Origin of the sequence: Streptococcus vestibularis ATCC 49124 (assembly GCF_000188295.1) — a bacterium.
Classification (GTDB): domain Bacteria; phylum Bacillota; class Bacilli; order Lactobacillales; family Streptococcaceae; genus Streptococcus; species Streptococcus vestibularis.
Map to the genome: position 1 here is coordinate 1,716,456 of NZ_GL831112.1, position 20,155 is coordinate 1,736,610.

Here is a 20,155-nt window from a genome sequence, read left to right on the forward strand (position 1 = left end):
GACACAAAAACGAAAAAGTTAAGGTTTCGACCTTAACTTTTTTAGATTCTCTGTTATAAAAAACGGCAACTGCCGTTTTTTTGTCTCTATTTGCTTAGTTACGACGTGTACGTCTGTCAACGAAACCAAGGAAAGCCAATAGTGTCATGAAGAGACCTACAAGACTGAATCCTGATGCAGTTGACTCACCTGTTTCTGGCAAACTATCTGCTTCTTGTACAGGAGCTTGTTTCTCAGCTTTTGTTTGACCATAATTTACAGGAACTTGCGCTACAGTTTGAGCTGCTTGTTCTTGTGTTGTGAGAGCAACAACTTTACCATCTACATCATAAATTGACACTGGTGTAAGACCTTTAGATGTGATTTTAGCAAACTCTTTAGACAATTGTGTTTGACGTTCTTTGTCTGCCTTAGCTTTCATATAGTTATCAAAGGCAGTTTGAACAGTCGTGTATTCGCTCATTAATTTATCACGCTTAGCTGACAATTCAACAAGTTTCGCACGTTCAGTTGAAAGAGCACCTTTAGCTGCAGTAAGTTTAGCAAAGGCTATTGCACGTTCTGCTTTAGCCTTTGCTAGGTTAGCTGAAGCATTTGTAAGGGCGGCTACACGATTCTTAGCAAAAGCCAAAGCTTGTTTAGCTTGTTTCAAGGCTGCTTGTTTTTCAGAAAGGTTAGTCTGAGCAGCTGCCAACTTGCTTGCAGTTGCTTTAAGAGCTGTAAGTTCTGACTGAGTATTTTTAAGTTTCAGAGTTGCTGATTCAGAAGCAACTTTCTTGCTAGCCAAGTCACTTTGAGCTTGATCGTTAGCTTGCTTAGCAGTTTCATAAGCTACTTTTGCAGCTGCTAGATTTGCATTTAAAGATGGTTGAGATTGGCTACCTACATAAGGGTTAGCAATCTTAGTTGTGTCAAAACTACTATCAAAAGAGATAGAATTTTCATTGATATTGTTTACGTGGACATTAAAGGCACCAGCAACTACACTGAGATCAGTACCAATGTATGTTTCGCCACCATCAGATGTAAGTCCAGCAATAGAACGGGCGTGGTTCCACTCCTGACCATTAAACATGAAGTCAAGCATAGCTTCATAGATATACTCCTTAATCTCGTTAAGAGTGAATGGTCCTGTCAAACCTTGCCAAGTATTAAGATTTTCGCCAATATTTACAGTATTAAATGACTTACCAGCACAGGCAAGAGCAGCACTATCGTGTCTACGGTTACTGATAGATTCCCAACCCCAGTTATCTGCCACATAGACATCTGTAACGCGGTCTGTTGCCATAACACTACCTTTTGATACAGACGTTTCAGTTGTACCAAAAGCTGAACGGATTTGGTTAATCAAGCTTGAAGTATACAATGACAAATCTGTAATTTGAGCTTCACTAAGCTTGTTCAAGTCGCTGATTGTAATGTTTTTATCCGCTTCATTATCTTGGTATTTATTGTTTTCACGATCACGTTTGTTAACATCCTTCAAGGTTTGTTCAGCTTGATATTTTTCTTCTGCAGTTGATGTTCTTGACTCATAAATCTTAAGAGCACTGATGTACTCTGATGATACTGTGAATTTTTGGCGAATATTAGTTGTTGAAGCTTCTGCTTTTTTCTTAGCTGCTTCAACAGCAGCAAGAGCGACTGCCTTTTCATTCGCTACTGTTTGAGCAGTTTCATAGGCTGCTTTAGCTTGGTTAGCAGCATTTGCTTGTTCCCTAGCCGTTTCTACTTGTGATTGAGTTGGGATAGCTTGTGTAGCTGTCGATGATACTGATGCTGTTATTGAAACTTGACCATTTGTCGTTACCTCATCAGCTTTAGCAACTGAAGCAGAAACTGCAAGTGCTGCAATTCCAGCTGTCGCCAAAACCTTTTTATTCATAAGACGAACTCCTTTTTTAGCCTTTGATTTTGCCCTACCCACCTATTCTATAAAATCTTCGTTACAGTTTCTTAACTTTCTTTAAACATTTTTTTGATATAATGTGTACTCATCATATGCAAAAGGAAGAGAAATGTGGAAAAAGTATTGAGTAACATCCTACTAAGAATCATCTCATTTGGCTTGTCTTACTGGTTTTACAGAGGACATCTGGAACAATATGTTCATTATATCGCCCATTACGGTCCCTACTTCCAAGTTTTCCTAAACTTAGTCATTATTATTTTACTGGGGTACTTCGTCTACTCTTTTTTGAAACTCCTTCTCACTAGGAAAATAAAAAAACAAACACTTCTCCTACTTTACTTCATTTACTTTCTTTCCCTCTTCTACCTACTTTTCTTGAAAAACATCGGCATCCAAGGGCTATCCCTTAATCCTCTTTCCTTCGCTCAGGAACTATACTTGGGCAGCCACTTTGTTCCCATCATGAACCTATTAATGTTCATCCCCCTAGGGCTCCTCTTTTCTTCCCGAATGAGTAATCTCCTACTCTGTCTCATCGCCCTTTTCTCCGTTGAATCCATCCAATACTTCGGACATCTGGGAATATTTGATTTAGGAGATATCGTCTTAAATATGTTAGGTCTCCTTGTCGGGACTGCAATTCATCAACTCCCTCAGTTTCAAACATTAATCAAAAAAATTTTAACATAGAAAAACCTACAGAACTTAAATCTGGAGGTTTTATTAGAGCACTTTTTTAGATGAATACAAAAAATTAAACGAAGACGTCTTATATACTCGGAATAAAAGACAAAATAATAGCTCTCTGAATCCAGCGATCTATTTTGAACTCGAGCCAAAATCCTAGTCAAAAATAAAAACTGCTCCATCATAGAGCAGTTTTTATTTCGTGTATTCAAGATATAAGGCCTAAGCACTTGTATCTTGAATTAACGACGAAGTCCAAGTGAGCTGATCAACTCACGGTAACGGTTAACGTCTGTGCGGCGAAGGTATGCCAACAAGTTACGACGGTGACCGATTTTTTTCATCAAACCACGGTAAGTAGCATGGTCTTTTTTGTGTTGTTTGATGTGGTCGTTAAGGTGGTTGATTTCCCAAGTAAGGACAGCAACTTGAACCTCCACTGAACCAGTGTCACCTTCGTGACGTGCGTATTGTGCAATGAGTTCATTTTTTTTCTCTTTTGAGATTGCCATATTTTTCTCCTTTTTTTGCTCTATCCGAGTCTTAGGATTGGCTCTCCTAAAACCAAGAAAGAGTTGGTTTGTCTTTCCGACTTCTTTATTTTAGCTTATCTACTAATCTTTGTCAATCGTAAGATTCACTGTTTGAGACTTTCTAACTTAGGCTTTTTTAACCACTCTTGAATTCAGAAGAAATCCTAAGAAAAGTAAAAAACTGACTATAGCATAAGCTAGGAAAATCCAACTAAAGCTTGAAGAGACAAGTGCCAGCAATTTCAAAACATAAGGGGATACGGCTGAGCCTAGGTTGCATCCTAAGAGGACATAAGCAGTCGCCTTATTCAGCAAATTTCTAGCAATACATTCAGAAAGACGATGAAAGATAATGGTCAAAATAATACTGTAAAAGAAACCAACACCAACAGAAGACAAAATCAATATCAGCAAATTGTTAGCCAGAGCTATTCCAAATAGACAGATAGATAGGCAAAACAGGGCCATCGGCAAGAGACAGTTCTTAATGTGAGCTAGTAATGAAGCAAAGCTAAGTCCAGCTACAATCCCAATGCCCTGCTCCAAACTAAGTACCAGAGCTGATTGACCACTTACAATGGTCTTACCATCAACTTGAAAAAGAGGCACGCGCAAACTAATCGATGAATTAATGCAAATCACAAAACCTGCCAAGAGGGCCATGCCTAAAATCATAGCAAAATCTTTTTTATTCAAACCTTGTTTACTTTTTTGTACCTCTTCCTTCTCTACCTGCTCCATCGGTGGTACAAAGAGAAGGTACATAGCTAGGATGATAAAACCAAAACCGTAGATAAGAAAAGCAAGTGTCCAATGAATTTTCAGTAATTGTCCAACCAGAAGGGAACAAGAAGCTCCACCAATCAACTCCATGGAGCCACGAATACCTAACATCTGAACCCGCTCTTTACCTTGATAACGTTGGCTGATGATGGCAATCGCCTTAGCATTGATAAGGCCAATCCCCATCCCAAAAGCAATACGTGACAGTAAGACAAGAGGATAGGCTTGTACAAAAAAAGGAAAAATCCCAGCACTACTAAGTAAAAGCAATCCAGTCACAATTAGCTGTCTATCACTTAGCCATTTGTCAATAAATGAATTAAGCAAGAGCATCGCTACTACGGAAAATGAAGGAACAGATACTAAAAGCTCCACCTGAGCCGCAGAATAGGTTGGACTATAGTAGTCCAACATAGGTGGTAGAGCGGTTGAAATCGAGAAGGCCGAAATCAAAAGCAAAGATAGCCCGAGTAGGCTCATTTTTTCTAAAATCTTTGTCATAATCATAATATAGGGATAAGAGCATCCTTTCTTTACTTGTCCGATAGTTATTTTTTCATTATAATCTAAGAAGAGCTAAAAAAATAGGACCTAAGTCCTAAAAAGGAGATGTATGCGTAACCACACTATTCACCCTCAACTTGAACAAGTCTTCTCAGCCTCCTATCTCAGCCAATTACAGAAAGTCACCTTTCAAAAAGGCGATTACATTTGCACTCAGGGACAAGCTATCACTGAGCTAACCTACATTTTATCAGGTAGGGTAAAAATTGTTCGCTCCCTATCCAATGGTAAAGAACACATCCTAGAAATGCCTCAACAACCACAGCTACTGGGAGATGTTGAACTCATGACCAATCAATTAGCGGGTTCTTCAGTCATTGCTTTAGAAGAAGTTCAAGCAGTCCAGCTCCCATTAAATAATAAAGAAGCACTCCTCAAAGACCCTGTTTTTCTCTACCAAATTGGACGTAACCTGGCTATGGCACTGCATAAGCAAGGTATCACTGCTTCAACGAATGCGAGCTACTCTGTCAAAGAACGTCTGGCCACCCACATTTTGAATAGTGAAGAAGAGAATATCTTTCAATTATCGCCATCCATTCTAGCTTCCCGTTTTGGAACTAGCTATCGTCATGTGCAGCGAGTTATCAAACAATTTATCGATCAGGGAATTATCGAAAAAAAGGCTTTTAAGACCTATCGTATTTTAGAGAGACAAAACTTGGAAAAACTGGCTTTTATCGATTAGAAAAAGCCTCACTTTAACCCTTGATGGTTTAATTTTCAACCCTTTTGTGCTATAGTTATAAACAAGTAAATCAAAGAAAATAGAGGTAAACAAATGGACGCTCAAACCAAAATTATCCGCGCCAGCCATATGATTGATATGAATGATATCATTCGCGAAGGAAACCCAACCTTGCGTGCTGTCGCTGAAGATGTAACCTTCCCACTATCAGACGAAGACATTATCCTAGGTGAAAAAATGATGCAGTTTCTTCGTAATTCACAAGATCCTGTTATTGCTGAAAAAATGGGGCTTCGTGGGGGAGTCGGTCTTGCAGCCCCACAATTGGATATTTCAAAACGCATTATCGCGGTTCTCGTTCCAAACCCTGAAGATGCTGAAGGTAATCCACCAAAAGAAGCATATAGCCTTCAAGAAATCATGTACAACCCTAAAGTAGTTGCCCATTCTGTTCAGGATGCTGCTTTGGGCGATGGTGAAGGATGCCTCTCAGTTGACCGCGACGTTCCTGGTTACGTGGTTCGTCATGCTCGAGTAACCGTTGAATACTACAACAAAGAGGGCGAAAAGCAACGTGTTAAGCTCCGTGGGTACAACTCAATTGTTGTTCAACATGAAATCGACCATACTAACGGTATCATGTTCTACGACCGCATCAATAAAGACAATCCATTCGCCATCAAAGATGGACTCTTAATTATCGAATAAAGAAAACCTCAGTAGAAATACTGGGGTTTTAGACTGGATATGGGGCCTAAGTGCCAACCTATAGCTAAGTTAAACGTAGAAAAGAACCGACTTCGTCGATTCTTTTTTCATTATATGAACCTGTCCTCAGACAAGCATATTGTATAGTATTTCATTTCCGTGAAGGGTGATATAACTTGGGTCAAAGGCTGAAAGACGCTCAACGAGGAGAATTCCTCCGGTTAGCATTAATTGCATCCTGACAATATCGTACATCTGCTTGATTTCCCGCACGTTCCGCACAACGTTTCTGATTTAGTAACCCTCTTTCAATACGGTCACGTTCATCCAATGCCTTGTTTCTGTCATCTTGACAGCGAGTATTATTCTGAACAGAAGTATCCATACCACCCGATATCGTGTTACTTTCACTTGGCTCATTCATTGTTTCTGAGAATAAATAACAAATAGCTATAGCTGCAAGAACCAGGAGGGCAATAATTACTGTTGCACTAATACCTAACCACGAAAGAATAAAAATTACCCAACCATACCTTTCAATGAACTGACCAAGACGAGGAACCAGACCAAGGAAGCCAGAAAACCACCAGACAGCAAGTACATAGACACTAGTATGAAAGGTTCCGCCTAGGAAATTTGCTAACCAATCAGGAAAAGATAAATGTGTGATCAAAAAATCACTAAATGGTTGAAAAACATTGTAAAGAAGACCATAAGTATATTTCAAAGCTATAATAGTTACTACACCAACTAACAGCCACTTACCAAATTGCTTCATATTTTAACCTCTAACATACATTAACAAAATTAGTTTACTTTATAATAAAAATAACTATCATCATAATAAAAATAACTATCATCATAATAAAAATAACTATCATCAGTTGTTCCAATTAGCGACTGACCGGTCCATATACGGTCCTTATTTTTGTCTGATTGGTCATCTACGTTGTCATTTGATGAGGTAACAGCACTCGTTAAGGATACACCTATAGGAAGAAATGCCATAGCTGCGCCACCAGGTCCTACGCCGGATTTTGGACCAGTACTTGCAGTGAGGTAGCCATCTGTAAATTTCGCATATTCAGTCGCTACCTTCTCTTTATCACTAACTAAACCGTTATTATCAAAGGTCAAGGTGTCACCTCTACCATTTTTCCAAGTCCCAGCAATACTAGAGAAATCACCTTTTTGAATAGCATTAATATCCATGCCAGACTGTTTAGCATCAGACTTGCTTGAACTACTTTCTTTACTACTAGAGTCATTCTTAGCTTCATTTGTAGTAGTCTGACTGTCATTGGAATCACTAAAATCTTTCCATGACTCTTGACCTAGTTCAAATAAACTAGCATCACTAAGACCAACTAGACTTGTGCCATCTTTTGTATTTGCCATACTAAAGTCAACAGACTGTATCTGATTGAAAGCTCCATTCTTAATTTCATAAGTTTCTGCCTTAGCTTCTGGTCTCATTCTCTGAAATTGTTGGCAGTAGATGGTACCATCACTATAAATCTTCATATCAGACAAATAACCACCCTTAGCATAAGTCCCAGCACTAATAGCAAACACAGGCTGATCCGTATTATTAAGATAATAAATAGCGTGTACTCTTTCAGGAGACCCAATTAGAAGTTCATCCTTACCATCCTTATTAATATCAGCAAAACTATATTGAATAGTTTCCCCCGCATTAACTGCATCAAAAATAATATTAGTTGCATAAGCTTCATCAGTTGCTAAACTACTAGGAACAGAAGATACACTTTTATTCACAATAATCGGACGATACATATCTAAAACAGATGCATAGAGTTTTTCGTTATCTGCTTTTTTACTAGCACTACTTGAGGTTGAAGGAGTCTCATTTTGTGACTCTTTCACTTGAGAGGTTGTTGAAGTAGAATTTTTTGTTTTCGACTGTGATGTTGGTAGCTTCTGGCAGGCGACAAGTGGCAACAGACTAGACAACAATACAAAACTTAATAATTTCTTTTTCATAATACCCTTTCAAAAGGAACTACCTAGCACAATCTAGGTAGTTCCTCTTTTATTATTTTTCTTTGGTTAATTCAGCTTTCAAACCTTTAGCAGTCAAAGTCAACTTTATCCACGACGTTTACGAGCTGTCACACCCGAAAGTCCAAGCATACCTAGTCCCGCTAAAAGATAGACTGCTGTATCAGATTCACCAGTTTGTGGGAGTGGCGCTTGATAGTCAGTCGTACCACGACGGTTTACGACTGCTTGTGTCGCCTTGGCTGTTGCTACTTGAGCTGCAGAGAATGATGTTGTTTTAACTTCATTTGTTGAAGATATAAATGCCGGAAGTCCAACATGTGTATTTGAGTTCACACGATTATACTGGGTACCATTCACATCCTGTCTTACTTGTTTAGCTTTAGCATCACTCTCAGCTTGTCGGCGTAGCACTTCTTCTTTTGACTTTCTTTGAGCCTCTTCATAAGCAATACGAGCATCATAGGCAGCTTTCAAGTTAGTATACTTAGTGCCACTCAATGCCGTTTGAGCTTTTGCATTCGTTAACACTACCATTGCTTTGTCATAGGCAGCTTGAGCAGCTTCTTGTGCTGTCACCGCTTGGGCATAAGCTTGTCGAGCGGCTTCAAGATTAGCTTTAGCGCTCACAAGTTGCTCATAAGTAGCTTTTGCATCTATTACTGCTTGCTCAGCGTCTTTCAAGGCTTGTTCAAGTTCGGCTAGCTTCGCTTTAGCTACTGTTGTAGCAACTTCACGTTGTGTTAATTCTTGATTAGCTTCAGCCAGCTTACTTTGTGCTGCGGCCAAAACATTTACAGCTTCATCACGTGACGCTTTTGCCATATCCAATGCAGCTACTTTATCTGCATGTGACGCTGTCACTGTTGCTAATGTGTTTTCAGAGGTTTCAAGCGCTGTTTGAGCATTTGCCAATTCAGCTTTTGCGGTTACCAATTTAGCTTCAGCTTCAGCTGTTTGACGTGGTGTCGCTACCAATGCATCATATGTAGCCTTCGCTTGTTCAAAACGTGTTTGGGCAGCCTGTGCTTGTGCTGTAGCTGTCACCAATGCAGCTTGTGCTGCACGGTCTGCAACTTCTGCAGCTTGTTTATCTGGGATTGCCAAATCAGGTACGTTCTTGCTTTCATCAAGTAATTTCTTATCAAAGTTGACAAGGTCATGCACCGGTGTATATAACACATGGGTTTCAATCATCGGAACTGTACCGAATCCGAAATCAGTATGACTCAATGTGAATGCAATACCTAATGATGGCTGTTTTACTAATGAAATAGCGTGACCATAATGACCATTTGAACTACCTTCATAAATAAAGCCATTTACATTTTCAGCAACTAATTTATATAATTCTGATTTAGTTAACTCAACTTTATCACCAATCTTATATGTACTATTACCATTAGAATCTAAATCATATGCTGAATCTGGGCTGTTACCAGCTAAGTTTTCGTAAGCATTAGATTTATTTTTACGATTATACCAGTATCCCATTTCTTTTGCGGCTTCATTAATAGCTTTGTTATCATGTCCACTAAATGGGTCATGATTTTTATCATATTTTTCAGCTACTAACGTTGCAAATTTAATAGCATCGGTATTTACAACAAGTTTTGGTTGTCCAAGTTGTTGGCGAACATCATTAACCAAATATGCGAAATATTGGCTCAATTCTGTTTGTAATTCAATTGGGAGATTCGTTACATCATACTTTTGACCTGTTGTGTCGTCTGTAAATGTTGATAAGTATGCTGTGTTCAAATCGCGTGACGCTGGTTCTGATGCAATAGCTTTTTCTAAGGCCTCATCAGACATTGACCCAAATGCGTATCGCTTAAAGTGTTGTTTGAATTCATCAGACATTACAACATGTGTTGGGTGATTGAATTCTGCATCTTTAAGGGCTTGTGCTGTTTCGTCAGCTTTTACTTTTGCTGTATCAACCGCAGTTTTAGCAACTTGAGCGGCTTGGTCTGCTTTTGCAACATTAATTTCAGCTTCTTTTGTATCAGCGTCAAGGTTTACGTCATTTTGTTTAGCTGTTTCAACGGTCTGTCCAGCTTGTGATACTTTATCGGTCTTCTCAGCCACTGTAGCTTGCGCATTAGTAACACCTTGTTTAGCTGTTTCAACTTCTTTAGCATTTGTATCAACTGCTGCTTGTTTTTCAGACTGAATTTGTGTCGCTTCATCAACTGCTTCCTGAGCTTGGTTCACATTACCTTGTGCTTTATTAACAGCTTCTTGTGCTTGCGACTGACTAACCTCTTTTGTGGTTACATCCGTTTTCGCAGTTTCAACAGCTTCTTTAGCAGGCTGTACTTTAGCTTCAGCTGTTGGGATAGCCTCTTTAGCCACCTGAATATTAGTATCTGTGGCTAGGGCTGCGACCGTTTTTGCTTTTGCAACAGCATCTTGTGCTGTTGTGGTATTTGCTTTAGCAGTGTCTAAAGCCTGCTTTTTACTGTCAACCACAGACTGGGCTTGTGCTTGAGCTTCTTGATTGTTTTCAAATGTTGCTTTTGCAGATGCAACTTGCTCTGCAGTAACTGGTTGAGACTGTGCCTGACTGACAGTTGTCGTAGTAGTATCAACACTATCAGCATGTGCTTCTTGACTAATGATACCTGTTGCAAGGATGGCTGTCGTTAAAGACACTGAAGAAATGATTTTCTTAGAATTCATCATAGACTCCTTTTTCATATTAATACCCCATTAATTAAAATATCCCACTAATTATCCCCCCCCCCCGAAAATTTGTCAAGACTTTTTTGGGTGTTTTTTTTAAAATTTAATAGCCTTTTTAAGCTGTTTTTAACGTTCAAAATGTTTATATTATAACACCTTATCTACTCATGGCTTATTTACAGAAAACAATTATATTTTTTCTTTCTAATCTAATATTTATATTTAAAAATAAAAAGGGGTTCTTAAAGTGAATAAAATATGAATAAATAGGACTAAATAACCTTGTTTTGTTAAACCTATTTTTAGCATTCTGTTTTTATTCTTAATAAAAACAAAAAACCGACTTTCGTCGATTCTTTTTTCATTATCTGAACTTGTCCTCAGACAAGCATATTGTATAGTGTTTCGTTACCGTGAAGGTTGATATAACTTGGGTCAAAAGCCGAAAGACGCTCGAGAAGTCCATCATAGTCATTCTTGTCACTAAGAGCGATACCAATGAGAACTGGGCCTTTTCCTTTATTAGCACGTTTGATGTACTCAAAACGAGTGATATCATCATTTGGTCCCAAGATATCATTTACAAATTCACGAAGGGCACCAGGACGTTGTGGGAAGTTAACCACAAAGTAATGCTTGATACCATCGTAGATAAGCGCACGTTCTTCCATCTCTGGCATACGGTTGATGTCATTGTTACCACCTGAAATAATGCAGACGATGGTTTTTCCTTTAATCTCATCTTTAATCACTTCCAAAGCTGCTACTGATGCTGCACCTGCGGGTTCTGCAATGGTACCAACCTTAGAGTACATATCAATTAGAGTTTCTGAAATCAAGCCTTCATCAACTCCCAAGAGGCGGTCAACATATTTACGTGCGACTTCATAGGTCTTGACACCTACCTTTTGAACAGCAATACCGTCCGCAAACTTATCAATTTCTTCAAGTTTTACAGGATAACCACGGTCAAAAGCAGCACGCATACTACGAGCACCACTAGCCTCAACACCTACAACCTCTATAGAGGGTGCCACATCCTTGATATAGGTAGCCACACCAGAGATGAGTCCACCCCCACCTACCGGCACTAAGATACTATCAAAAGAAACACCTTCCTCTTGAGCCTGCTCATAAATTTCATAAGCAACAGTTCCTTGACCCGCTTGGACATTATAATCGTCGAACGGATCAATGAAAGTCATGCCTTCAGACTTGGTATATTCCTGTGCTGCTTGAGCAGAAGCATCAAAGGTATCTCCAACCAATTTGATTGTTACAAACTTACCACCAAAGAAACGGACTTGACCAATTTTTTGGTGAGGCGTTGTTACTGGCATAAAGATAGTTGCAGGAATCTTCATTTCATTACAAGTATAAGCAACCCCTTGAGCATGGTTTCCGGCTGATGCACAAACCACACCACGCGCCTTATCCTCGTCACTCAATTGATGGATAGCATAGTAGGCTCCACGCAATTTGAAAGAACGTACCTTTTGCATATTTTCTTTTTTAATATAAATAGTCGCTCCATATTTTTCAGATAAGTAGCGATCAAAATCTAGTGGTGTGCGTTCCACCACGTTTTTTAAGACTTCATTAGCCTTTACGATATCATTTGCAATAATCATTGGCTCTCCTTTGACACAATATTCAAACTATTTCTATTGTATCACAATTTTCAGAAAAATAGCAGTCTATCAAAAGAAAACTCCTTGTTTACACAAAGAGTTCTACTTATTGTTTATCAACTTTTTTGACATCAAGAAGTTACGAAGAGCTGTCGCATCTGCTAGGACTATAAGGATAACAACAACATGTTCTCCCCACTTATGAGATTTTGCTGTTTTAGCAATGTAGCCTTAAGATTTTTAGTTGATCCTTTATCACCTGCTTGCATCTTTGTCTTACTGACAAGGTTAAGATCTTGACTACCATTGTAGGTGTTCTCTGACGAGGCGACTGAAACAGATATACTTGTGGCCTCCGAAATTAAAATATTGATTGAATCTGATACTACTGAACCTTGATCCGTATTAGAAGCTGAGTTATCATCTTTCTTATCATGTGCAGTCTCTGACACAGCTATCACTACTGGAGCAGTTGATGAGTTAGTAAACTCATCAACTGATGGTGCTGGTTTAGTTGTTTCATCTATCTAATTCTATATAAGATGACAAAAATAAGCAGTAAATGATGACATTTCAGCTCCTAAAATACTAAATTTGATGAGAATAAAAAAACATCTCCCACACAAAGTGAGAAATGATTTATTTATCTATTTTTAGTATCCAAGATAACGGTAACAGGTCCATCATTGATTAGGCTAACCTGCATATCTGCACCAAAGCGTCCCCTTTCTACAGGAACATGAGCTGACAAGGATTGGTTGAAATCGTCATAGAACTGGCTAGCCATGTCAGGCTTTGCAGCTCCCGTAAATGCCGGTCGATTCCCTTTTTTCGTATCTGCAAAAAGCGTAAACTGAGAAATCGACAAAATCTGACCACCAATATCCTTAACAGAGAGATTCATCTTGCCATCTTCATCTGAAAAAATACGCATATTGACAATCTTGCGAACCGCATAGTCAATATCCTCTTTAGTATCCTCTGGTCCAACGCCAACCAAGAGTAAAAGCCCTTGCTTAATAGCACCGACCGTAGAATCCTCAATAACTACAGAGGCACTTTGCACGCGCTGAATTACAATCTTCATCGCAGTAACTCCTTAACCATTCGTACGTTTAACACTATAAACGTCAGGGATAATTTTAATCTTATCCACAAGACCAGTCAATTCAATAAGGTTTGCAATTTCAAAGCTAACGTGAATATTAGCAAACTTCATGTCCTTAGTCGGTTGCGCATTAACCGTAGCGATGCTCTTGGTTGTATTGGACAAGATTTGAAGAACATCGTTCAAAAGACCAGAACGGTTAAGGCCATAGATATCAATCTCAGCTAAGTAAGATTTATTGGCATTACGTTCATCCCACTCCACTTCGATTAGACGTTGCTCATAACCTTCTTGACTCTTGATATTATTACAATCTGAGCGATGAATAGCTATTCCACGTCCCTTGGTGATGTAACCTTCAATCTCATCTCCAGGTACTGGGTTACAGCACTTAGCGATACGCATGAGGAGACCAGATGCACCTTGAATGATAACTCCATTTTCACTTTTAACCTTGAGAATTTCTTTCTTCTCAGTTTTGACTTCGCCACCATTCATTAACTCTTCAGCTTCAGCTTTTGCCTTAGCACGCTCTTCCTCACGGCGTTCTTTTTCTGTCAGACGATTGAAAACAGCAGCAGCACTAATTTCGCCAAAGCCAACAGCGGCATAAAGAGCTTCTTCACTACGCACACTCATACGAGGGAGAATTTCCTCAATATGTTTCTTGTCTAGGTACTTATTGGCAACATAGCCATGCTCTTGGAAATAGGCAATCAAAAGCTCACGACCCTTGGTAATTGAAGCTTCCTTGTCTTGATTCTTAAAGAATTGACGAATTTTATTTCTGGCCTTAGTAGTTTTGACCATCTTAATCCAGTCACGACTAGGACCAAAGGAATTGGCATTGGTGACAATCTCAACCACATCACCCGTCTTGAGTTTGGCAGTCAGAGGCACCATACGACCATTAACCTTGGCACCTGTGGCCTTCTCACCGACTTGGGTATGGATGGCATAGGCAAAGTCAATAGGACCTGAATCTTTAGGCAATTCCTGAACAGCACCATTTGGTGTAAAGACATAAATTCGCTCTGAGAAGATATCTTCTTTTACAGAGTCAACAAATCCCTTAGCATCCCCGTTCGAGGCATCTTGGAGTTCCACAAGATCCTTAATCCAATTCATTCCCAAAGCAGACTCTTTCGAATCTACCTTGCTCTTGATGCCTTTCTTGTAAGCCCAGTGAGCTGCAACCCCGTATTCGGCAACTTGGTGCATCTCCTTAGTACGGATTTGGATTTCAATGGGCCCTTTAGGTCCATAAACCGTCGTATGGATAGACTGATAACCATTGGATTTAGGATTGGCAATATAGTCTTTGAAACGTCCAGGCATAGGACGCCAGAGCTCGTGGATGTATCCCAACATAGCATAAACGTCACTATGCGTCTCCATGACACAACGAATAGCAATTAAATCATAAATTTGATCGAAGCGCTTTTTCTTGTCGCGCATCTTACGAAAAATAGAGTAGATGTGTTTTGGACGGCCATAAACATCACCGACAAGCCCTTGTTCAGCTGTATAGGTCTTAATTTTATCGACAATCTCGTCCACAAGTGCCTCACGCTCGCGACGCTTTTCCTTCATCATGTGGGAAATCTTATAAAATTCTACCTCGTTAAGGTAACGGAAAGACATGTCTTCCAATTCCCATTTGATACGACTAATACCTAAACGGTGGGCCAAAGGAGCATAGATTTCCATAGTTTCGCGAGAAATGCGCTCCTGCTTATCCTTACGAAGATGCTTAAGGGTACGCATATTGTGCAAACGATCGGCCAATTTAACCAAGATGACACGGATATCCTTAGACATAGCCATAAGCATCTTACGGTGATTTTCAGCCAACTGCTCCTCGTGAGACTTGTACTCAACCTTACCAAGCTTAGTAACACCGTCCACGATATTTCGTACATCCGTACCAAAATCCGCTTCCAAATCATCGAGCGTTTTTTCGGTGTCTTCAACGACATCGTGTAAGAAACCACAGGCTACTGTCACTGCATCAAGATGGAGATCTGCCAAGATACCTGCCACTTGAATAGGGTGAATAATATAAGGTTCTCCTGACTGACGAAATTGCCCACTATGAGCATCTGTCGCATAATGCCAGGCTTCTTCAACTAATTTCAAATCATCTGCTGACATGTAGGCCGAGCAAATGTCTAAAATTTCTTCTCCTGTTACATTTTTATCTTTAGCCATGATTTCTTCCTTCGCTTCTTTTAATAACCTTTATTTTATCACTTTTACAAGTAAAGAAAAAGAGCTAGATAGGCAATTCTTAAGCGCAAGGAGCCAACTTGAAAAGCACAACATCTTGTGTTAGAATGGTTGAGCAAACACAAGATATAGATAGAAAGAGGATGCTTATGTCTCAACTTACCCTCGTTTATATTAGTCTAAGCGGTAATACCCAAAGCTTTGTCAAACGTATGTCTGACTATTTATCCCTCAACCACGGGATTGAATGTCGCCAAATCAATATTAAAGAGCTTAATCATGAAACCTTCCAAGTAGATGACCCCTTTGTCGCACTCTTGCCAACCTACCTTGAAGGAGGAAATGGCGTTGACAATGGAGATGTTGAAATCCTAACCAATCCACTGGGTGACTTTATCGCAGCCCATGGCAATCACAAACGTTGCTTTGGTATCATCGGTTCTGGCAACCGTAACTTCAATAACCAGTACTGCCTAACCGCCAAACAGTACAGTCAACGTTTTGGCTTTCCAATGTTGGGAGACTTCGAGCTACGCGGTACACAGTCCGATATCGAACGTCTGGCACCTATTATCCTAGAAGCACAAAAGAACTTTAATTTGTAAAACAAGAGCAAAAAAGCCCTGATAGTGGCTTTTTCTCTTGCTTAATTTTTTCGTGTTTTTTGATTCCAAAGCATCTAGCCAAGGTCATAAGAATCAGACCAGCTAAAGTTACTGACACAGATTCATCTGAACCAGTGTTTGGCAAGGCCTTAACTGAACTTAAACCTTGAGTTTCTTGTACTTGAGCTTGAGGCAAGATAACGACTTGAGCGTTTGACAACTGGCTAGCTGGGGCAGGTTTAGCCACGCTGGCAACTACAGTAGCTTTTGATATCTCACGCTTAGATTGGTCCGTCGTCTCAACACCTTTTGGTGACTTCTCAGATTCTTTATTAGTCGTATCATCAACTTGATTTGCTTTTTCCTTAACACTCAAACGGTACTCTGCAAATCCTGCTTGTGTTGATGGTCCATTATGGTCATAAGCAGCCATATCAATTAGATCTTTATCCGCAATATCTGACTTAGTATCATTTTTTTCAAGCTTGGCCTTACTATTGACAACTTTCCATTTGCCGTCCGTATCAGTAAAGGTCTTGTTGACAATCTTATAAGGATTGTAATAGTAATCACCAGTCTGAGCATTACGCACATTGACATTGATAATGTTAATCTTAGCAGCCTTAACCATATGATCCAAAAATTCTAGACCATAGTTAAACTCGTGGTTTCCAAGCGTTTCAGCATCGTAACCAAGCATCTCAAAAGCCTTGTACATAGGGTGAGTCTCACCTTGGGCAACAGGATCAATCAAGGCCTTATAAGCTCCAAAAATAATTCCCTGAATCGTATCCCCACTGTCCACCAAGACCGTATTGGGATTGGTTTCACGGGCTTTTTTGATAAGGACATCAGTTTTAGACAGACCAACGGTTTGAGACGGCTTATCTTGATAATAGTCATAGTTAACCAAGTTGGTATGAAGGTCTGTTGTTGACAAAATCTACATATCAACTGTCTGCTCCTCATGAGCGGGCTCTGTAACAGTTTCAGTAGAGGTCGTTACTACTGGTGCCTTTCCTCATCAACATCCCCTACAACTTGTGGTACAGTCAAGAGAGCAACAAGTCCCAAAACCACAGCAGATTGAATCACATAACGATTCGTTTTCATTAAAAATCTTCCACTTTTATAAAGATAATACAATTATATTTAATCTAAATAAGAGTATAAACTTTTTTAAAAATGCTCAATTTTTCATGCAAAAGAAAAGCCAAGATCAAACCTCAGCCTAAAAGTGTCAAATACAAAAAAGTTGGAACAAAGCCAACTTTCTCTTAGTTATTCAATTCTAGGGCATAACTCACACTGCTCAAAGCGTAGAGGGGAGCTGTTTCCGTCCGCATAATACGCGGTCCAAGGCCAACCTTAACGCCACCAGCTTCTTCAAATGCATCAATCTCAGACGGAGAAATACCACCTTCTGGTCCAAAGATAAAGAGAATTTTCTGACCACTCTCTACATGAGCCAACTCACGAGCTAGAGTAGCCAACTCGCCTGCTTTGGCTGTTTCCTCATAGGCGATAAAAATCTTATCAAAATTATCTAATTCTGATAGAAATTCTCCCTTCTTCTCGAACAATCTGACTTCTGGAACACGATTACGCTTGGATTGTTCTGCAGCTCCTAGAGCAATTTTGTCAAGCTTATCTTCCTTCTTGGCAAGCTTCTTACCATCCCACTTAACCACAGACCAGTCGGCAGGGAAGCCCCAAATAGCCTGAGCTCCAAGCTCTGTTGCCTTTTGTGTCACCAGCTCCAACTTGTCTCCCTTGGGAAAACCAGAAGCAATGGTTACAGATACAGGCATCTCAACATTCTCATTTAAAACTTCAATCACTTCCAAGACATGATTCTCACGGTCAGTCACACGTGCAAGATACTTGATACCGTCTTCAAAAACCAAGACAACCTGATCATCCTCTGCTAAACGCATAACGTTAAACATATGCTTCACAGTATCCTTGTCTTTGATGATTACTGGATTTTCCATCTGCCCCTTTATAAAATATTGTTGCATTTAGCCTCCAATCACACCTGAAATATCATCTGTCTTCTTGAAGACACAAGCATTCCACTCTCCCTGAACCATGTGAGTTTCTAGGAAGAAACCTGCTTTCTCAGCCGATGTACGCACCATATCCCATTTTTCAGAGATAATCCCTGACATAATCAAATAACCTTCGTCCTTAACCAAACGGTAGGCATCTTCCGTCAGATGAATGAGAATGTCCGCCAAAATATTAGCCACGATAACATCAGATTCTTGAGTCACACCCTTCAAAAGATCTCCCGTAGCAACGTGGATATTTTCCATGCTAGGATTCATATCAATGTTTTCCTGTGCCACTCGAACTGCTACGTCGTCAAGGTCATAGGCATAGATTTCCTTAGCTCCCAGAAGAGAGCTAGCAATCGAGAGGACACCCGATCCAGTTCCCACATCAATCACAGTCTCGCCACCACGAAGCACCTGTTCGAGTGCAAAAAGGCTCATCTTAGTCGTTGGATGTGTCCCTGTTCCAAAGGCCATGCCAGGATCTAGCTTGATAATCTTCTCACCCACTGATGCCTCATAATCTGTCCATGACGGTACAATGGTTAAATCATGAGTAATTCGTGCTGGTTCATAGTATTTTTTCCAATTCTCAGCCCAATCTTCTTCAACCAATTCTTGAGTAGCCAAGTGAATATCTCCCGTTTCAAGACCAAAATCCGTCAACTCAGCCAAACGCTCATTAACCTGCTTAGTAATGGCCTCGATATCTACTGATTCCGGATAATAAGCCGTAATTTTAACTGTCTCAACCTGCTCAACCTCAGGATAAAGTTCCCCAAAACGGTCCGCATTTTCCAAATAATCTGCACTATCATCAATAGCCACACCTTGACTACCAGATTCAATTAAAATATTAGAAGCCGCCTCTTCGACCTCACGATTAACCTCAATCGTTAATTCTTGCCATTTGTCCATTTAATTCTCCGTTTCCTTTCCTACTAAATAGTCTTTAAAGCGTTCCTGCAACTGGGGAATGACACCTTCTACTTTTATAAAATCCTCTACAGGCATTAGCTTAAATGCCTGTCCCTCGTCACCAAAACGAATCTCACGATACTGCTCTTGGCTAATTCGGCCAACCACAAAGACAGCTGACCTATCTTTATCCAACATACTAGGATAGATTTTCGACCAAATAATCGATTCCTCTGTCAAAGTCAATCCCAGCTCCTCCCAGACCTCACGTTGAAGACATTCAAGAGGCGTTTCTTGACCTTCTCTTCCACCACCTGGCAACTCCCACATATTGGGCCAAGGAATATCTGGTTTATTATCTCTGAGAATGACCAAAATACTTTGCTCTACGAGTAAGGCAGCCTTAACACCTGTAAAATCAAATTGATCTTTTAAATAAGCATCCATCCCTTTTCGCTCCCTTTAATACCTTGGATAAGCAAAAAATTCCTTCTCTTCAAGTTGAGCTTTCCCTTTTTCAAATGCATCTTTGTCCCAAGCCAAACCAAATTCCTCAGGTCCATCATCAGATAGAAAATCCATCAAGTCACTCAAGCCTTCTGTTGCTACCTCATTTAGGGTTTCTGCAAAATAAGCTAAAAACTCACGGGATAGACCTTTCTTAGGTTCATATGGGATTGTCACTAGGTAGTCCTCTTCATCAAAACGCGATTTTGCTGGATTGTAAAAGAGCACGTAGTCCTCAAAAATGACATCTTCATCAGACACTTCACCCTTATCATCAATAGTCTCCACATTGCTACTGTTTTGTGCTTCTAGTATAAACGTTACTTCTACAGCGTGATTCTTTTTATCCCAGTCCATAGCGAAATCATAGTCCAGGTGCTTATCCAATTCTTCTTCTAATACTGACAAAAAGCCGAATTTAGCCATTTGTTTTCCTCGTTCTTTCTTATTATTCCCTTTATTTTAGCATAAAAGGAGCCAATAAAAAACAGAGTAGGCTGTCCCACTCTGTC

General features: G+C 39.8%; 19 protein-coding genes and 1 pseudogene. 4 read left to right on the top strand and 16 right to left on the bottom strand.

The features are described 5' to 3' along the window. Positions 1 to 94: 94 nt before the first annotated feature. Positions 95 to 1,888 (bottom strand): SEC10/PgrA surface exclusion domain-containing protein, encoded by a 1,794-nt coding sequence (locus HMPREF9425_RS08280; RefSeq protein WP_037621607.1) that lies wholly within the window; start codon positions 1,886 to 1,888, stop codon positions 95 to 97. Positions 1,889 to 2,023: 135 nt separating this feature from the next. On the opposite strand from HMPREF9425_RS08280, the gene HMPREF9425_RS08285 reads away from it, so the two are divergent. Next, entirely contained in the window at positions 2,024 to 2,605 is a 582-nt protein-coding gene (locus HMPREF9425_RS08285; RefSeq protein WP_003098156.1) for a VanZ family protein, read from the top strand. 239 nt (positions 2,606 to 2,844) lie between these two features. On the opposite strand, the gene rpsO is transcribed toward HMPREF9425_RS08285, so the two are convergent. Further along, entirely contained in the window at positions 2,845 to 3,114 is a 270-nt protein-coding gene (gene rpsO, locus HMPREF9425_RS08290; protein WP_003098158.1) for a 30S ribosomal protein S15, read from the bottom strand. A gap of 147 nt (positions 3,115 to 3,261) precedes the next feature. Continuing rightward, positions 3,262 to 4,425, bottom strand: a complete 1,164-nt coding sequence (locus HMPREF9425_RS08295) for an MFS transporter (RefSeq protein ID WP_003098160.1) — start codon at positions 4,423 to 4,425, stop codon at positions 3,262 to 3,264. Positions 4,426 to 4,531: 106 nt separating this feature from the next. Here HMPREF9425_RS08295 and HMPREF9425_RS08300 point away from each other — a divergent pair, with 106 nt between their 5' ends. Both HMPREF9425_RS08300 and def read left to right on the top strand, forming a co-directional pair. Then, positions 4,532 to 5,170, top strand: coding sequence for a Crp/Fnr family transcriptional regulator (locus HMPREF9425_RS08300; protein ID WP_003095091.1), 639 nt, complete (start codon positions 4,532 to 4,534; stop codon positions 5,168 to 5,170). Positions 5,171 to 5,263: 93 nt separating this feature from the next. Further along, positions 5,264 to 5,878, top strand: coding sequence for a peptide deformylase (gene def, locus HMPREF9425_RS08305; RefSeq protein ID WP_003095026.1), 615 nt, complete (start codon positions 5,264 to 5,266; stop codon positions 5,876 to 5,878). Positions 5,879 to 6,077: 199 nt separating this feature from the next. Here the strand turns inward: def and HMPREF9425_RS08310 are convergent, their stop codons facing one another. The 7 genes from HMPREF9425_RS08310 to HMPREF9425_RS08340 all read right to left on the bottom strand — a co-directional run bounded on the left by HMPREF9425_RS08310 (position 6,078) and on the right by HMPREF9425_RS08340 (position 15,538). Beyond that, positions 6,078 to 6,656 carry a hypothetical protein gene (locus HMPREF9425_RS08310; protein WP_003095110.1) on the bottom strand — a complete coding sequence of 193 codons (579 nt, stop codon included), beginning with the start codon at positions 6,654 to 6,656 and terminating at the stop codon, positions 6,078 to 6,080. A gap of 29 nt (positions 6,657 to 6,685) precedes the next feature. Further along, a complete protein-coding gene (locus tag HMPREF9425_RS08315) occupies positions 6,686 to 7,882 on the bottom strand; it encodes a DUF6287 domain-containing protein (RefSeq protein WP_003098162.1) in 1,197 nt (398 codons plus the stop codon). Between the two features lie 105 nt (positions 7,883 to 7,987). Then, entirely contained in the window at positions 7,988 to 10,603 is a 2,616-nt protein-coding gene (locus tag HMPREF9425_RS08320) for an SEC10/PgrA surface exclusion domain-containing protein (RefSeq protein WP_003098163.1), read from the bottom strand. Positions 10,604 to 10,968: 365 nt separating this feature from the next. Next, positions 10,969 to 12,219, bottom strand: coding sequence for a threonine ammonia-lyase IlvA (gene ilvA, locus HMPREF9425_RS08325; RefSeq protein ID WP_003098165.1), 1,251 nt, complete (start codon positions 12,217 to 12,219; stop codon positions 10,969 to 10,971). 167 nt (positions 12,220 to 12,386) lie between these two features. Beyond that, entirely contained in the window at positions 12,387 to 12,671 is a 285-nt protein-coding gene (locus HMPREF9425_RS10435; RefSeq protein WP_037621610.1) for a hypothetical protein, read from the bottom strand. Between the two features lie 191 nt (positions 12,672 to 12,862). After that, the gene (dtd, locus tag HMPREF9425_RS08335) at positions 12,863 to 13,306 is read right to left on the bottom strand and encodes a D-aminoacyl-tRNA deacylase (RefSeq protein WP_003098169.1); all 444 of its coding nucleotides are present in this window, start codon (positions 13,304 to 13,306) and stop codon (positions 12,863 to 12,865) included. Between the two features lie 12 nt (positions 13,307 to 13,318). Continuing rightward, positions 13,319 to 15,538, bottom strand: a complete 2,220-nt coding sequence (locus tag HMPREF9425_RS08340) for a RelA/SpoT family protein (RefSeq protein WP_003098171.1) — start codon at positions 15,536 to 15,538, stop codon at positions 13,319 to 13,321. A 167-nt stretch (positions 15,539 to 15,705) separates the two neighbouring features. On the opposite strand from HMPREF9425_RS08340, the gene nrdI reads away from it, so the two are divergent. Continuing rightward, positions 15,706 to 16,161 (top strand): class Ib ribonucleoside-diphosphate reductase assembly flavoprotein NrdI, encoded by a 456-nt coding sequence (gene nrdI / locus HMPREF9425_RS08345; protein ID WP_003095187.1) that lies wholly within the window; start codon positions 15,706 to 15,708, stop codon positions 16,159 to 16,161. On the opposite strand, the gene HMPREF9425_RS10750 is transcribed toward nrdI, so the two are convergent. The 6 genes and pseudogenes from HMPREF9425_RS10750 to HMPREF9425_RS08370 all read right to left on the bottom strand — a co-directional run bounded on the left by HMPREF9425_RS10750 (position 16,151) and on the right by HMPREF9425_RS08370 (position 20,069). Next, on the bottom strand, positions 16,151 to 16,594 hold the full coding sequence (locus tag HMPREF9425_RS10750) for an LPXTG cell wall anchor domain-containing protein (RefSeq protein ID WP_225901375.1): 444 nt from the start codon (positions 16,592 to 16,594) through the stop codon (positions 16,151 to 16,153). The genes nrdI and HMPREF9425_RS10750 overlap by 11 nt on opposite strands. Before the next feature lie 66 nt (positions 16,595 to 16,660). Then, positions 16,661 to 17,104 (bottom strand): annotated as a pseudogene (locus tag HMPREF9425_RS10755) (LPXTG cell wall anchor domain-containing protein); the annotation flags it as partial. A 334-nt stretch (positions 17,105 to 17,438) separates the two neighbouring features. Further along, on the bottom strand, positions 17,439 to 18,182 hold the full coding sequence (locus tag HMPREF9425_RS08355) for a 16S rRNA (uracil(1498)-N(3))-methyltransferase (RefSeq protein WP_003095083.1): 744 nt from the start codon (positions 18,180 to 18,182) through the stop codon (positions 17,439 to 17,441). After that, the gene (gene prmA / locus HMPREF9425_RS08360) at positions 18,183 to 19,136 is read right to left on the bottom strand and encodes a 50S ribosomal protein L11 methyltransferase (protein ID WP_003095067.1); all 954 of its coding nucleotides are present in this window, start codon (positions 19,134 to 19,136) and stop codon (positions 18,183 to 18,185) included. It abuts the gene before it with no gap. After that, positions 19,137 to 19,583 carry an NUDIX hydrolase gene (locus tag HMPREF9425_RS08365; protein ID WP_003095049.1) on the bottom strand — a complete coding sequence of 149 codons (447 nt, stop codon included), beginning with the start codon at positions 19,581 to 19,583 and terminating at the stop codon, positions 19,137 to 19,139. Between the two features lie 15 nt (positions 19,584 to 19,598). Then, positions 19,599 to 20,069 carry a DUF3013 family protein gene (locus HMPREF9425_RS08370; RefSeq protein ID WP_003095052.1) on the bottom strand — a complete coding sequence of 157 codons (471 nt, stop codon included), beginning with the start codon at positions 20,067 to 20,069 and terminating at the stop codon, positions 19,599 to 19,601. Between the last annotated feature and the right edge of the window lie 86 nt (positions 20,070 to 20,155).

Coding starts and splice junctions, on each gene's coding strand:
- HMPREF9425_RS08280 (WP_037621607.1), bottom strand. CDS start 1,888: ATGAATAAAAAGGTTTTGGCGACAGCTGGAATTGCAGCACTTGCAGTT.
- rpsO (WP_003098158.1), bottom strand. CDS start 3,114: ATGGCAATCTCAAAAGAGAAAAAAAATGAACTCATTGCACAATACGCA.
- HMPREF9425_RS08295 (WP_003098160.1), bottom strand. CDS start 4,425: ATGATTATGACAAAGATTTTAGAAAAAATGAGCCTACTCGGGCTATCT.
- HMPREF9425_RS08300 (WP_003095091.1), top strand. CDS start 4,532: ATGCGTAACCACACTATTCACCCTCAACTTGAACAAGTCTTCTCAGCC.
- def (WP_003095026.1), top strand. CDS start 5,264: ATGGACGCTCAAACCAAAATTATCCGCGCCAGCCATATGATTGATATG.
- HMPREF9425_RS08310 (WP_003095110.1), bottom strand. CDS start 6,656: ATGAAGCAATTTGGTAAGTGGCTGTTAGTTGGTGTAGTAACTATTATA.
- HMPREF9425_RS08315 (WP_003098162.1), bottom strand. CDS start 7,882: ATGAAAAAGAAATTATTAAGTTTTGTATTGTTGTCTAGTCTGTTGCCA.
- HMPREF9425_RS08320 (WP_003098163.1), bottom strand. CDS start 10,603: ATGAAAAAGGAGTCTATGATGAATTCTAAGAAAATCATTTCTTCAGTG.
- ilvA (WP_003098165.1), bottom strand. CDS start 12,219: ATGATTATTGCAAATGATATCGTAAAGGCTAATGAAGTCTTAAAAAAC.
- dtd (WP_003098169.1), bottom strand. CDS start 13,306: ATGAAGATTGTAATTCAGCGCGTGCAAAGTGCCTCTGTAGTTATTGAG.
- HMPREF9425_RS08340 (WP_003098171.1), bottom strand. CDS start 15,538: ATGGCTAAAGATAAAAATGTAACAGGAGAAGAAATTTTAGACATTTGC.
- nrdI (WP_003095187.1), top strand. CDS start 15,706: ATGTCTCAACTTACCCTCGTTTATATTAGTCTAAGCGGTAATACCCAA.
- HMPREF9425_RS10750 (WP_225901375.1), bottom strand. CDS start 16,594: ATGGCTGCTTATGACCATAATGGACCATCAACACAAGCAGGATTTGCA.
- HMPREF9425_RS08355 (WP_003095083.1), bottom strand. CDS start 18,182: ATGCAACAATATTTTATAAAGGGGCAGATGGAAAATCCAGTAATCATC.
- prmA (WP_003095067.1), bottom strand. CDS start 19,136: ATGGACAAATGGCAAGAATTAACGATTGAGGTTAATCGTGAGGTCGAA.
- HMPREF9425_RS08365 (WP_003095049.1), bottom strand. CDS start 19,583: ATGGATGCTTATTTAAAAGATCAATTTGATTTTACAGGTGTTAAGGCT.
- HMPREF9425_RS08370 (WP_003095052.1), bottom strand. CDS start 20,069: ATGGCTAAATTCGGCTTTTTGTCAGTATTAGAAGAAGAATTGGATAAG.